The sequence below is a fragment of the Metabacillus idriensis genome, assembly GCF_009674765.1.
GTDB classification, from domain to species: domain Bacteria; phylum Bacillota; class Bacilli; order Bacillales; family Bacillaceae; genus Bacillus_P; species Bacillus_P idriensis.
The window spans coordinates 287,790-301,520 of record NZ_WKKF01000001.1 but is presented as its reverse complement, the minus strand read 5'-3'; the positions used below and the strand labels follow the sequence as shown (position 1 = coordinate 301,520).

Genomic DNA, 13,731 nt, shown 5'->3' with positions numbered 1-13,731 from the left:
CGAGGAAATAAATATGGAGAGTTACAAGTTTATGTTGAAACTTGATGCTCCCTTTTATATTTTCTTGATTTCTGGTAAGCTGCGCTTTCTGCAACAGATATAATACCTCCAATAAAAAGCAAAATGGACGACATGATAAAGACGGTCCTAAGGTCCGTTTGTCTGGCAATATAGCCTGCTGCTATCGGCCCTGCAACAATTCCGATTGAATAGATGGACTGATAGAATCCCATTGCCGTTTTGGATCCCGCTTTATGGTTTGTTTTGCTGACTTGGTCCAAGAGAACAGGAAAGATAAAGCCAAGGGACAAACCTAATATAGTGTGCAAAAAACAGTAAACAGCCCAATTGTTTGTGCCTCCCATCAGTAATAGGGATAAAGCTCCTATTACAAAGCAAATGAACATTATGAAAAAGGGGTTAGTAAAGGATCCTTTTTTCAAAGCAAGCACAACAGGAGCAAGGACGTGCGGTACCATAAAAGCGATGACAAGCAGAAGGATGGCTGCAGCATGATCATTCAGCTCATTAAAATAGACAGATGAAAAACCAAAAATAGTTGTAAAGAGAACAGCGTGGGACAAGAGGGATAAAAGACTTAGTGACCACAATTTCCGATTTTTCACCACATGCTTGACAATTGATTCACCCTGTTTAACTTCCCCTGTTTTGTCTTCTGCCTCCACCGTGTCAGCACTAGACAGGGATAGGACAAGGATGAGTCCGATTAAAGCAAAAATCCCACCGATCCAGAATAAGCTTGTAAAGCCCAGAACATCAGCAATCCAGCTGCTGATTGCCATGCTGATCAATTGAGAGGCTACAGTCATTGATTGTAATATGCCCATTGCTTTTAGTGACCGGCTTTCATCAAAAGAAGAACTATACCAAATGGTCAGGACTACCCACATGGCAGCTGTAACACCCGCAAGAAACCGTCCGAAAAAGATTGGCATAAAGTCGTTCGTCAAGGCCAGCAGGATTGCGCTAATGAATGAAACGGCAAACCCGAAGGCCACCAATACCTTGCTGCTGATTTTATATTTATCCGCCGCGATGCCTAATGGGAATCTGATGATTATTTGCATGATCCCATAGCTGCCCATGATTATTCCTGAGGCATAATATCCCATATCTAATACGTCCAAATAAATACTGAATGTTGGGATATAAATATACATCGAAAACCAAAAGCAAAAAACAATACTGAGAAAAACGATATGGAAATTCTGAGGCTGCCGCATTTTATCATTGATCACCCTAAAACACCGTCCTTCTTCCCCTATTCCATCCCTTGGAACTTCCATGCGGTAAAGCTGATATGTCTGTTTAATGTCAAAAGTCAGAAAAACCTGCACGCTTTTTGAATGCATGCAGGCGAGGAGTATTTATTTTTCCGGCCAGATTTTTGCATCGGGCTCAAGCAGCCATTTATGTTCCTCTTCCATGATTCGTTCTGTCCATGGACTGTTTTCCAGATGGCGAATCATCCAGCAGAAATACATGGCATATCCCGGAGCAGTCGCTTGAGGGTGATCAAGATCACCTGGAATCGTAATAAAACTGTTGTGCTCAACGCGGTATGCTTCCGGTCCGACCATTGCACATCCAAAGCCTTGAGGTTTATCAAAACGGTAATAGTACACTTCTGGCTGAGCATGATGGTGAGGCGGATAGCTAGACCACCTGCCTGGATAGGAAATGACTTCTCCTATAACAAGATTCGAATAAGGAGCACTATTATAATCAAAAATAGTCCGGATGACACGTTCTGCCGTTCCGTTCCAGACGCCTTCTCCGGCGATCGCGCTCTTGCAATCCTTCGGCGTATATAATTTCGCTTCAAATATACGGTCATTGTCTGTTTTTTGGACTAGCACTTCGCTTGCTGAAAGCGCCGTAATGGTCACATCTACACCTTTAGGAACATGAAGACACCAAGGATCTTCTTCAAAAACGCTATCACGCTTCATTTCCTGTGTTTTCCCGCTCCATTCTATTTGAACGGCACCTTCAAGAAGCAGTATCGCTGTTTCTTGAATACTGTCGCTTAGCGTTTCCGATTTACCAGCCTGCATGGCATAAATACCGATATCCTGCATCATATCGCTGTGTTTGCCGTCGCCTTTTGTCATTTCCGTATATCCTTCTGTTAATTCACCTAATTTTTCATACATGGACAGTTCCTCCTTCAATTTAGGGCACGCCCTGCACTTTGAAACATGCGCATATGACGCTTCACATTCTCAGCAGCCGCCTCTATCATGCGTTCATGATAAGGAAAGTAATTACGGAAAGGTGCTTCCCCGTTCACTATTTCAATCACATGGTTAAATGAAGTGTGGAATGCTTCAAACGTACTTCCGCAATTTGCAAAACTTTAAATCCCGCTCATTTCACGAATATACTGGCGTGCTTTCACTGCATATTCAAAAGGATTGGCAACTGCTGGGTCCTGCTCAGCCTCAACGACAAACCAGCCTTTATATTCAGCTGCACTCAACGCTTCAAACACTGGCTTGAAGTCGATTAAACCATCTCCCGGCACTGTAAATACGCCAGCTTTGACAGCCTGTAAAAAGCTCAGCTTTTCTTCACGCACTTTTTTAACAATATCGGCTCGTACATCTTTTAAGTGAACATGATGAATGCGATCCATATAGGTGCTTAACACGGCAAGATGGTCTTCCCCTGAGAAAACAAGGTGCCCTGTATCGTATAGGAGCGAAACCTTTTCAGGATCCGTTCCAGTCATTAACCGGGCAATTTCTTCTGTCGTCTGAATACCAGTACCCATGTGATGATGGTAGACAATTTTCATTCCTTTTTCCGCTGCGAGATCTCCAAGATGATGCAAACCTTCCAATAGCAGCGTCCATTCGTTTTCTGTGAAGACTGGCTTATGATCAAACAGCGATGTCTCCATTTGTCCTTGGATGCTGTTGCCTTGTTCAGATACCACAATCACTTTTGCACCCATCTCAAACAAAAAATCACGGTGTTCTTTAAACGCACCCGCTGTTTCTTCAAATGGTTTTGATGTTAAAAAGGAACTGAACCATGCGCTGGCAATTTCTAATCCGCGTAAAGACAATGCCTTTTTTAGTACCTTTGTGTCACGCGGATATTTATTTCCCACTTCACTTCCTGTAAATCCGGATAGCGCCATTTCACTAATACATTGCTCGAATGTCACTTCCCCGCCAAGCTCAGGCATATCATCATTTGTCCAGCCGATTGGTGCAATAGCTAATTTCACTTGATTGGTTTTAAACATTGCTGTCCCCTCCGTCAGTACGCACGCGCTTTTTCCAGATTGGTTTCCTTCTTTTCAAATGCACTCTTGATGCTTTCTTTTTCAGAAACTTGAGCTAAGCCAACATGCCACCATGAATCGTAGCCGTGTGTCATCGTTTTTGGAAGCACTTTAATGTCTATCAGTGTACTTACAGTTTGCTTTTTCGAGTCAATGACGGCTGCGTGAAGTTCATCCATCGTTCTGACGGAGTATGTTTTAACACCATAGCCTTCTGCGACTTTTGCATAATCAATAGCCATGACCGGACCATCCATTTTTCCCGTTTCAGGGTTTCTTTTTCGAAATTCTGTACCAAAGCTGCCCATTCCGTTTTCCATCTGCAAATTGTTAATGCAGCCAAAACCTGAATTATCAAACAGGACAACATTAATTTTCTTCCCTTCCTGCAGGGATGTGACGAGCTCACTATGAAGCATCAAATAGCTGCCATCGCCGGTCATCGCGTATACTTCCCGGTCCGGCTCGGCAAGCTTAACTCCTAGAGCTCCAGCTATTTCGTAGCCCATGCATGAGTAGCCATATTCCATGTGATAGGTGTTGCGTGTTCTCGAAACCCACATACGCTGCATGTCGCCTGGCAGACTGCCGGCTGCCCCAACCACAATCGCATTATCAGCCACCATTTCATTTATTGCTCCAAGCACGCTTGTCTGTGTCAATTCAGTGCCAAGCGCTTCTTTATATTCAGGCAGCTTTTCATCGAGGTGACCAGCTATTTCGGGTGTGAAGCGATCGCCATAAGCAACGTCGTATAATCGGTTTAATTCACTTTGCCAGCCTTGCTTCACATCTTCAATTTCATTTTCATAAGCAGAACGATAGTCTCCTAGTTTAGCTGAAATGGCTTCAAGTCCGGCTTTTGCATCGGCGACTACTTTTACTGCATCAAGTTTTGCTGCGTGGAATTCCGAAACGTTTATCGTAAGCACGTCAGCCTTTCCAAACAACTGCTTAGACGCTGTTGTAAAATCAGTAAAACGTGTACCGACCCCAATTATCAGGTCTGCTTCTTTTGCCAGTGTGTTAGCAGCCGAGTTGCCCGTTACGCCGAGTCCGCCCAAATTGAGCGGATGATTACTTTCCACACCGCTTTTGCCAGCCTGGGTTTCACCAAATGGGATATTAAACGTTTCTGCAAATTTCACTAAAGAGTCAGCTGCTTCAGAATAACGGACGCCTCCGCCAAAAATCAACAAAGGTTTTTTCTTTACCTGAATAAGTTTCACTGCATCCTGTACACTTTCAGCTGATGGAAGCCTGCGGTCAATCCGGTGAATCCGTTTTTCGAAAAAGCTTTGAGGGAAATCCCATGCTTCACCCTGTACATCCTGTGGAAGTGCAATCGTGACAGCGCCTGTATCTGCTGCATTCGTCAATACACGCATCGCATTCAGCATCGCAGACATAAGCTGTTCTGGCCGGCTGACGCGATCCCAATATTTACTTACAGTCCGGAATGCATCATTTGTTGAAATGGATAGATCGTGGGTTTGTTCGATCTGCTGAAGCACTGGATCCGGCTGGCGTGTTGCGAACACATCACCGGGTAATAATAGAACAGGAATGTTATTCGCTGTAGCAGCAGCGGCAGAAGTGACCATGTTTGCTGCTCCAGGTCCAACAGATGAGGTGCATGCCATGATCTGTTTCCGATGTTTCTGTTTAGCAAACGCCATCGCAGCATTAGCCATTCCCTGCTCATTTCGTCCCTGATAGACTTCCAATTCTCCTGGATTTTCTTCTAGTGCCTGGCCAAGTCCAAGCACATTCCCGTGACCGAAAATAGTAAAAATCCCTTTAATAAAACGTTCCTGTTTTCCATCAAATTCTATATACTGCTCATTTAAAAATTTCACAAGTGCCTGTGCAGTTGTCATTTGTATCGTACCCACTGATAACTCTCCTCTCTCATTAAGAAACACACATGATTTGTCTGAAAAAGAATATTTCCTGAAGTCTTCCTAGTGCAAAATGAAAAAGGGAAGCAGCACTCCGTCCCGCCACTTCCCTTTTTAATCCTTACTTCACGAAACGAGCTGTAACCATTTTCTTTCTTGTGTAAAATTCAACACCATCAGTACCATTTGCATGAAGATCGCCGTAGAATGAATCTTTATTTCCTGAGAATGGAAAAAATGCCATTGGTGCTGGAACACCAACATTAACACCTAACATGCCTGCATCAATTGTTTCACGGAACTGGCGGATAGCATATGCACTGTCTGTATAGATGCATGCCCCATTTGCAAATGGTGAAGCATTTGCTACTTCAATCGCTTCTGTTAAATCTTTTACGCGCACGATCGAAAGAACTGGCGCAAATACTTCATCCTGCCAAATTTTCATCTCTTGTGTAACATGATCGAAAATTGTAGGTCCAACAAAGTAACCTTTACCGTTTGCCGCTTCGTCGCCTCGACCATCACGGACAAGCGTTGCTCCTTGCTTGACACCAGATTCGATATAGCCAAGTGTACGTTCTTTATGAGATTCACGGATAACCGGTCCTAAGAATACGCCTTCATCCAGTCCATTTCCGATTGTAATCTCATCAGCAGCTTTATTAAGCTTTTCAATCAGCTCATCAGCGATTTGCTCTTCGACTGCTACAACAGCCGCTGCCATACAGCGTTCACCTGCTGATCCAAAAGCGGCACTTGTAATTTGTGTTACTGCTGCATCAATGTTTGCATCTTTTAATACAATTGAATGGTTTTTAGCTCCTGCCAATGCTTGAACACGTTTTAAGTTTGCAGTGCCTGTTTTATAGACGTATTCTGCAACAGGCTGTGAACCGACAAACGAAATAGCTTTTACATGCTTGTGCTCTAAAATGCCGTTAACTACGTCATGTGCACCATTCACGATATTTAATACACCTTTAGGAAGGCCTGCTTCTTCAAATAATTCTGCAAGACGTACCGCAAGAAGCGGAGTTCGTTCAGACGGCTTCAAAACGAATGTATTGCCGCAAGCAATTGCAAGCGGGAACATCCAGCAAGGAACCATCATTGGAAAGTTGAATGGTGTGATTCCGCCGACTACACCGATTGGGTAGCGATACATACCAGATTCGATGTTTGTCGCAATATCAGGAAGCTGTTTACCCATCATTAACGTAGGTGCGCCTGCAGCAAATTCAACACACTCAATGCCGCGAAGCACCTCTCCGTGTGCTTCTTGAAAGCTTTTTCCGTTTTCAATTGTTATAAGCTTTGCAAGCTCATCCCACTTTTCTACAAGGAGCTGCTGATATTTAAAAAGAATACGCGCGCGTTTTGGAACGGATGTCTGGGACCATGTTTTAAACGTTTCATTCGCTGCTTGCACAGCACGGTCCACATCTTCTTTTGTAGAAAGAGGTACTATAGCAAGCTCTTCACCTGTTGCCGGGTTATAGACAATTTCTGTTTTTTCAGAAGCTGACTCTACCCATTCACCGCCAATATAGTTTTTTAACGTTTTTACTGTTGTTTGTGTCATTTTATATTCTCCCTTTCTATACTTGAACTGGTTCGTAAACTGCTGTTTCCATTTGATTGATCAGCTCTTCCTTTGTCGGCATGGCATCTGAACAGCTGTGGCGGGAAATAACAATGGATGCCGAGGCACTGCCCATCTTCATCGCTTCCGACACGTCTTTTCCATTCATTAGGCCGTAAATGAAAGCAGATGCATAAGAGTCGCCTGCACCGAACGTTTTCAGAACATTCGTCTTGAAGATTCCGCTTCTATGTGATTCATTGTCTTTTGTATAGGCAATGGATCCTGCACCGCCATGTTTAATGACAACAAGATCTGCACGGTATGAGAACCAGCGGGACGCTGTATAATGGTCATCTGATTCATCGATATTCAACAATTTTTCCATCATATTGAACTCTTCGCGAGTCCCGATAATAACGTCGCATTTTTCTGCAGCCAAGTTGTAATATACAGCCGTTTCAGATTCGTCAGTCCATGTATACGGGCGGTAATCAAGGTCAAAGAAAACTGTTACTTTATGTTTAATCGCATATTCAAGCGCCAAAAAGACCGCTTCCCGAGATGGGCTTTTCGCTAGAGCTGTTCCTGAAATTAAAAGAGCTTTTGATTGTTTAATATAATCCTCTTCTACCTCAGAAGGATGCAGCTTCAAGTCAGCGACGTTGTCACGGTACAGCAAAATACTGCATTCAGCCGGACTTTTTATTTCAGTAAAAGCAAGACCTGTGACCGCACCTGATTGATCAACTGTTACGCCCTTTGTATCGATGTTGTTTTTCTTTAAATAATTTGTGATAAAACGGCCCATTTGGTCATCAGCAACTTTGCCGATAAATCCCGTTTTTTGACCTAATCTAGCAGAACCAATTGCAATATTGGCCGGGGAACCGCCGACATATTTGGTAAATGTGTTCGTTTCTTCCATTGGGCGATTTGTTTCATTGGAGTTTAAGTCAATACAAAGCCTGCCGACAGCAATAATATCAAGGGGTCTATCCTTTACAAATTTGAGCGGGTTCATATGATCCTTCCTTCCGTACAATTAATTTGCTGCAGTTTGGGCAGCCGGCTTTAATTGAACTGGGGCCCCCGTTTCAAGTGATTGTCTTGCTGCTCTGGCAATACGTTCAGCTTGTAAGCCATCAAAGCCATTGCAGCTCACTTCATAGTTTTTAAGGACTGCAGCAGCAAACTCAGTTACTTCATCGATATATGCTTGAGTGTAACGTTCAAGAAAAAAGTAAACCGGCTTCTCTTTCATTACATTTTCAATGGTTGAAACTTCAACGGTTGTTGCCCGATTGTTATTTACCTCCGCTGCACCCTTATCACCAAAGATTTCAAGACGTTGGTCATAACCGTAAACTGCACGCCGGCTATTATCGATTACACCAAGAGCGCCATTTGCAAATTTCAAGGTAATAATAGCTGTATCAATATCGCCTGCTTCCCCAATCACCGGATCAACAAGCACAGCACCTTTCGCGAAAACTTCCACCACTTCACTGCCCATAATGTAGCGCGCCATATCAAAGTCATGTATGGACATATCCATGAACAGCCCGCCTGATGATTTAATATAATCAACACCTGGCGGCTCTGGATCGCGTGAGGTGATTCTCAAAATGTGAGGTGTTCCGATTTCCCCCTTTTGAACGAGTGTACGAATTTTTCGAAAATTAGGATCGAAACGGCGGTTAAAACCAACCTGCAGCTTTACACCGGCTTTTTCAACAGCAGCGAGTGCTTCCTCTGTTTCTTCCACCGAGAAGCTGACTGGCTTTTCACAGAAAATATGTTTTCCAGCAGCTGCTGCTTCTTTAATAATGTCTGCATGAGTATTTGTTGGCGAACAGATAAAGATTGCTTGTATAACAGGATCATTCAGTAATTCATGATAATTTGTTGTTAATACTTCAATCTGCTTTTCTTCTGCCCATGTTTCAAGATGTTGGGCAGCAACATCCGATACACTTTTAATCCGAATGTGCGGAATCAACCTCAAATTATCAACATGCAATCTTCCGATACGTCCAGCTCCAATAATTCCCACAGTCAATGTCATCGACCGATTCCCCCTAAATCGTTAATTTTAATTTTTTATAGGTTCGATTAAGCGCTTTCCTGTTGACTTGAAAAAAATTCCGGCCCAAGCCGGCAAGTTAAATCCTTATCTCTTAGCCTCAACTTTCATTCAAATCTCTGACAGAATGACGTTCAATCAGCTCTGGTGCAAGCATAATTCTGTGTCCTGGCATATCTGGATTTCCAATTGACAGCAGCAGCTTTTGAATAGCATAATGTGCCAATTCCTCAATAGGCTGTGCGATTGTAGTTAAACCTGGATCAGCTAACTCCGCATGAATCGTATTATCAAAACCAATCACTGATATATCATGTGGAATAGCCACATTCGCTTTTCTTGCTTCATTAATGAATATTGCAGCGATTAGATCCGTAGAAGCAAATACTGCAGTGGGTTTAACCTCTAATTTCAAGATTTGCCGGGCAGCCGCTTTCGCTTCTTCTATTTTTGATTTTGAATGTACAACATAGTTTTCATCTAAATGAATTCTCTCATCAGCAAGAGAATGTTTAAAGCCCTGCAAACGCAGCACCCCGCTCGCCCGGTTTAATTCTGCAATCACAGCAATTTTCGTGTGACCTTTATCCAGCAAGTAACGGCCTGCCAGATATCCGCCGCGAACATCATCAGTCGTAACAACGTGAGAAGCAAAAGATGGGTGATCAATAGAAAACATCAAGAGAGGGATACTCTTGCTTTGGAGTTTTTTAAAAACCTTCCAATCCTTTGGTTCTGTTGCAATAATAATTCCATCAACTTGTTTTTTTAAAAGCAACTCTAAATAATCTTGTTCACGTTCTCGCTGATAATCTGTGCTGCATAATATGATGGCATAGCCCGTTTCCCGTGCGCTGTTTTCCAAAGCCCGGGCTACCTCAGCAAAAAAGGGGTTGGCAATATCAGGAACAAGCACTCCAATTGTAAAAGTTTTCTTACCTGTCAGCGCTGCTGCTACACTGCTTGGCTGGTATTCAAGTTCTTGCATGATTTCCATTACTCTATTCCTTGTTTTATTGCTGATCCGTCCTGTATTATTCAGCACCTTGGAAACCGTAGCAATTGAGACTCCCGCCTTTTCTGCTACATCATAGATTGTGAGCTTCATGTATTTTCAAACTCCTCCGAATTGTCTTTTTCATTAGTTTAGCATGAAGGAAATTTGCTGTACCAAATTTAGACCTTATTTAGAAATACTCTTTAAAAATTCTAATTTTTCTTCTGCGTTTTCAGTTGTAATGATGTCTATTCCGCTGTCTATACGCTCTTTGACCTTTTCCCCTTTAATTGCTTTCAATGCGTTTTCGACACCTTGATAGCCCATGTTGTAAGGACTTTGTGCAATTGTACCAGCAAGCTTCCCATCTAAAATAGATTCAACTGCTTCTTCTGTTCCATCTGTGCCGATTACTTTAATATCGTTTCCTTTAGCTTCGACTGCACGCAATACACCCAGCGCCATATCATCATTGGCTGCGAAAACACCTTTTACATCCCCATTTTTCTGAAGAATATTTTCCATAACAGACATAGCTTTTGTTTTATCACTATCTCCAGGTTGTTCAGCGACAACTTCGAGACCTGCTTCTTCAAGTGCTTCTTTCGCACCTTTAATTCGGTCATCTGTAGCAGGATTACCTAGCGCTCCCGAAATTAAGACCACTTTATCTCCCTTTTGAAGCATAGAAGCGAGCAATTTTCCGCCTTCTATACCTGCTGTATGGTTTTCTGTACCAATAAAGCTTGTTTTTCCTGCAAACTCAGCATCTGAATCTATTAGAAGAACTGGTAAATCCGATTGAGATGCAGTTTCTAATACTGGAACAACTGTTTCTGGCTGAGATGGAGCGACTACAATAGCACCAGGTGACTGACTTATTTGATCTTCGAGCATATTTACTTGCTGGATCACTTCCGATTCTGCAGATGGTCCAACTACCGTTACATCTACTCCAAGATCTTTCCCGGCAGCTTTAGCTCCTGCCTCTACATATTTCCAGTAAGGGCTTGATAACGTTTTTAATACGACTGCAACGCTTTCGTTCCCGTTGCCGCTTGCTTCTTTATCTGCACCGCTGCAGCCTGCAGCAAATGCTATACATGATACTGCCAATGCCGTTCCAATCAATTTAAGTTTTTTCATTTCATTTCCCCCTTTTTTATTTTTAGTAAAGCGCTTTACCAAAGTAGATAAGTTTACCCTTTCTTACTTTTGCGCTGACGAAGAACGTCTACATATACGGCTGCGATAATAACAAATCCGATTACTGCCATTTGAAAATCAGCAGGAACGTTTAAAAGGTTTAGGCCATTACGCAGGACAGCGATAATCATAGCTCCGATTAATGTACCCCAAACAGTCCCAACGCCTCCCATAAAGCTAGCGCCGCCAATAATAACTGCCGCAATTGCGTCAAGTTCGTATGAAAGTCCAGCAAGAGGAAAAGCAGAGTTAACTCGGCCAACTGTTACAAGACCTGCAAGCCCCGCCATTAAACCACTGATTGTATACACAATAATTAACACGCGATCGACATTAATACCTGACAGACGAGCAGCTTCCTTGTTACCGCCAATGGCGTAAATATAACGCCCTGTCTGTGTTCTGGTTAGGAAAATATGAAAGATGATATATACAACTATAACAAGAAGGAAACTAACTGGAATAGGACCTACAAATTCACGGCCTATAAATTGAATTAAATATGGGAAACCAGCAATCGGAGCTGCAGCAGTTAAAATTAGCGCAATCCCACGTGCGATGTTCATTGTACCAAGTGTAGAAATAAACGGATGCGGCAAACGTAATTTTGTTAATAACAACCCGTTTATTAAACCAAATCCAGCACCGACGGCAAGACATACAATAATACCTAGGATTGGACTCAAGCCCATGTTAACTGAGACAATTCCCATAACCATAATGGAGACTGCAAGAATGGATCCAACAGACAAATCAATCCCTGCTGTTAATATTGGAAGAAGCATCCCCATTGCAAGAATCGCATTGATAGAAGATTGTCGGGCAATGTTCATTATATTATTCAATGTTAAAAACTTGTCCGATAAAAATGTGAGCACTGTAGTTAAAAGGACAAGACCGATAAGCGGTCCAAATTTACTTAAGTAACTCTTTAGCGTTCTGCTTTGTTTTGGTGCATCATTGTCTGTTTTTTTCAAAACTGCTTCACTCATTATATTAACCTCCCGTTGCCGCTTTCATAATTCTCTCTTGAGAAGCCTCTTCTATCTCTATGTCAGCGGTTATTTTTCCTTCACTCATCACTAGGACTCGATCGCACATACCAAGAATTTCTGGAAGGTCTGAAGAAATCACCAACACTATGGCACCGCTTTCAACTAACTGATTCATTAAGCGGTATACTTCAACTTTAGCTCCAACGTCAATGCCTCTTGTCGGTTCATCAAAGATATATACCTTTGCTTGTGTGCATAGCCATTTGGCAATAACAACCTTTTGCTGATTGCCTCCACTTAAATTTCGGGCATGAAGGTCAATGTTATCAGGGCGCACCTTCAATTCTTTAATATAATTTTTTGCTTCTTCACGGATACCTTTTAAATCAACTAATCTAGATTTATTTGTAAATTTTTTCATATTAGCCATAGCAATGTTGAAATCGAGCGGCTGATCAAGCAAGAGACCTTCACTTTTCCTGTCCTCTGTAATAAAGGCAATGCCGGCATCAATTGCATCCCGAGGTGACTTAATTTGAACTTCCTCACCATTTATGAAGACTTTTCCGCCTTCATGTGAATCTGCGCTGAAAATGGCTCGTGCCAGTTCTGTACGGCCTGCGCCGACTAGTCCGGAAATGCCAACAATTTCACCGTAACGGATGGAAAATCCAACTGGTTCTGAAGTTCCAGTTACCATTATGTTTTCAACCCGAAATCCTTCGTCTCCAAGCATAAACGATTGCTTAGGATACTTTTCATCAAGCGCACGTCCAACCATTAGCTCAATCCAGTAATCAGTTTCGGTAGTCTTAACCTGCAGTGTATCTATTTTAAATCCGTCTCGAAGAATGGTTAACCGATCGCCCATCCTTCTGATTTCTTCCAAGCGGTGGGAAATGAATACAATCGCGATTCCTTTTTCCGTAAGCTGTTCAACACAGTTATATAACTGTTCTACTTCTGTTCCACTAAGGCTGGATGTTGGCTCGTCCATTATAATCAATTTAGCATCCAGGGCAAGCGCTTTCGCAATTTCAACAAGTTGTTGCTGCCCAATTCCGAGCTCCCCAAGCTGCTTATCTGCCAGTGCAGGGCTCTGGCCCAGCATCTCCAAACAGCGTTCTGCTTCCTTGCGCATTTCTTTTTGGTTAAGAAGTGACAACTTTCCGGCACGCTTTAATTCTCTTCCAAGGAAAATATTTTCATAAACCTTTAATTCAGGAATGACATTTAATTCTTGATAAATGGTAGCAATGCCTAGATTCATAGCCTCAACAGGTGTATTAAGTTCGACCCGCTTGCCTTCCCAATAAATTTCTCCGTCATCCTTTTCGTAAGCGCCTGTTAAAATTTTTATGAGAGTCGATTTACCTGCACCGTTTTCACCAAGTAAAACATGAACTTCACCGGCTATTACATCTAAATCAATCCCTTTTAAAACATGGTTTTGACCAAAGCTCTTTTTAATTCCTTTTATTTCGAGGAGGCTTCCTGCATGAGTAACCATGTACAGACCCCTTTCTATTCATTCCATCATTTATGAATTTTTAAGAAAGCGCTTTCCTAATATGAAGTATAATGACTTCGCATCTTAATTTCAACATATTTTGAATATTTATTTTTTTCAAAAAACAGCACTCTT

Annotated in this window: 11 protein-coding genes; all 11 read right to left on the bottom strand. The window is 42.3% G+C overall.

The genetic code is table 11. The annotated features are described in order from the left end of the window. Positions 1–29: 29 nt before the first annotated feature. The 11 genes from GJU41_RS01520 to GJU41_RS01470 all read right to left on the bottom strand — a co-directional run bounded on the left by GJU41_RS01520 (position 30) and on the right by GJU41_RS01470 (position 13,596). Entirely contained in the window at positions 30–1,244 is a 1,215-nt protein-coding gene (locus GJU41_RS01520; RefSeq protein WP_224771376.1) for an MFS transporter, read from the bottom strand. 144 nt (positions 1,245–1,388) lie between these two features. Next, a complete protein-coding gene (locus tag GJU41_RS01515) occupies positions 1,389–2,177 on the bottom strand; it encodes a 5-deoxy-glucuronate isomerase (protein WP_070879276.1) in 789 nt (262 codons plus the stop codon). Between the two features lie 203 nt (positions 2,178–2,380). Further along, entirely contained in the window at positions 2,381–3,277 is an 897-nt protein-coding gene (iolE, locus tag GJU41_RS01510; protein WP_070879277.1) for a myo-inosose-2 dehydratase, read from the bottom strand. A 14-nt stretch (positions 3,278–3,291) separates the two neighbouring features. Continuing rightward, positions 3,292–5,211: a 3D-(3,5/4)-trihydroxycyclohexane-1,2-dione acylhydrolase (decyclizing) gene (iolD, locus tag GJU41_RS01505; RefSeq protein WP_070879278.1), complete on the bottom strand. Its 1,920-nt coding sequence runs from the start codon at positions 5,209–5,211 to the stop codon at positions 3,292–3,294. A gap of 127 nt (positions 5,212–5,338) precedes the next feature. Further along, positions 5,339–6,802 carry a CoA-acylating methylmalonate-semialdehyde dehydrogenase gene (locus tag GJU41_RS01500; RefSeq protein ID WP_070879279.1) on the bottom strand — a complete coding sequence of 488 codons (1,464 nt, stop codon included), beginning with the start codon at positions 6,800–6,802 and terminating at the stop codon, positions 5,339–5,341. A 16-nt stretch (positions 6,803–6,818) separates the two neighbouring features. After that, positions 6,819–7,826 (bottom strand): 5-dehydro-2-deoxygluconokinase, encoded by a 1,008-nt coding sequence (iolC, locus tag GJU41_RS01495; RefSeq protein ID WP_070879280.1) that lies wholly within the window; start codon positions 7,824–7,826, stop codon positions 6,819–6,821. A gap of 21 nt (positions 7,827–7,847) precedes the next feature. Beyond that, positions 7,848–8,870 carry an inositol 2-dehydrogenase gene (iolG, locus tag GJU41_RS01490; RefSeq protein ID WP_070879281.1) on the bottom strand — a complete coding sequence of 341 codons (1,023 nt, stop codon included), beginning with the start codon at positions 8,868–8,870 and terminating at the stop codon, positions 7,848–7,850. Between the two features lie 118 nt (positions 8,871–8,988). Further along, the gene (locus GJU41_RS01485; protein WP_070879282.1) at positions 8,989–9,996 is read right to left on the bottom strand and encodes a LacI family DNA-binding transcriptional regulator; all 1,008 of its coding nucleotides are present in this window, start codon (positions 9,994–9,996) and stop codon (positions 8,989–8,991) included. Positions 9,997–10,071: 75 nt separating this feature from the next. Beyond that, complete coding sequence (locus GJU41_RS01480; protein ID WP_070879283.1) at positions 10,072–11,031, bottom strand: sugar ABC transporter substrate-binding protein; 960 nt, start codon at positions 11,029–11,031, stop codon at positions 10,072–10,074. Positions 11,032–11,084: 53 nt separating this feature from the next. Next, positions 11,085–12,083, bottom strand: coding sequence for an ABC transporter permease (locus tag GJU41_RS01475; RefSeq protein WP_070879284.1), 999 nt, complete (start codon positions 12,081–12,083; stop codon positions 11,085–11,087). 4 nt (positions 12,084–12,087) lie between these two features. Beyond that, positions 12,088–13,596 carry a sugar ABC transporter ATP-binding protein gene (locus GJU41_RS01470; RefSeq protein ID WP_070879285.1) on the bottom strand — a complete coding sequence of 503 codons (1,509 nt, stop codon included), beginning with the start codon at positions 13,594–13,596 and terminating at the stop codon, positions 12,088–12,090. Positions 13,597–13,731 lie beyond the last annotated feature (135 nt).

What these genes read in the sequence shown, in the direction of transcription:
- GJU41_RS01520 (WP_224771376.1), bottom strand. Translation starts at nt 1,244, where the DNA reads ATGCGGCAGCCTCAGAATTTCCATATCGTTTTTCTCAGTATTGTTTTT.
- GJU41_RS01515 (WP_070879276.1), bottom strand. Translation starts at nt 2,177, where the DNA reads ATGTATGAAAAATTAGGTGAATTAACAGAAGGATATACGGAAATGACA.
- iolE (WP_070879277.1), bottom strand. Translation starts at nt 3,277, where the DNA reads ATGTTTAAAACCAATCAAGTGAAATTAGCTATTGCACCAATCGGCTGG.
- GJU41_RS01500 (WP_070879279.1), bottom strand. Translation starts at nt 6,802, where the DNA reads ATGACACAAACAACAGTAAAAACGTTAAAAAACTATATTGGCGGTGAA.
- iolC (WP_070879280.1), bottom strand. Translation starts at nt 7,826, where the DNA reads ATGAACCCGCTCAAATTTGTAAAGGATAGACCCCTTGATATTATTGCT.
- iolG (WP_070879281.1), bottom strand. Translation starts at nt 8,870, where the DNA reads ATGACATTGACTGTGGGAATTATTGGAGCTGGACGTATCGGAAGATTG.
- GJU41_RS01485 (WP_070879282.1), bottom strand. Translation starts at nt 9,996, where the DNA reads ATGAAGCTCACAATCTATGATGTAGCAGAAAAGGCGGGAGTCTCAATT.
- GJU41_RS01480 (WP_070879283.1), bottom strand. Translation starts at nt 11,031, where the DNA reads ATGAAAAAACTTAAATTGATTGGAACGGCATTGGCAGTATCATGTATA.
- GJU41_RS01475 (WP_070879284.1), bottom strand. Translation starts at nt 12,083, where the DNA reads ATGAGTGAAGCAGTTTTGAAAAAAACAGACAATGATGCACCAAAACAA.
- GJU41_RS01470 (WP_070879285.1), bottom strand. Translation starts at nt 13,596, where the DNA reads ATGGTTACTCATGCAGGAAGCCTCCTCGAAATAAAAGGAATTAAAAAG.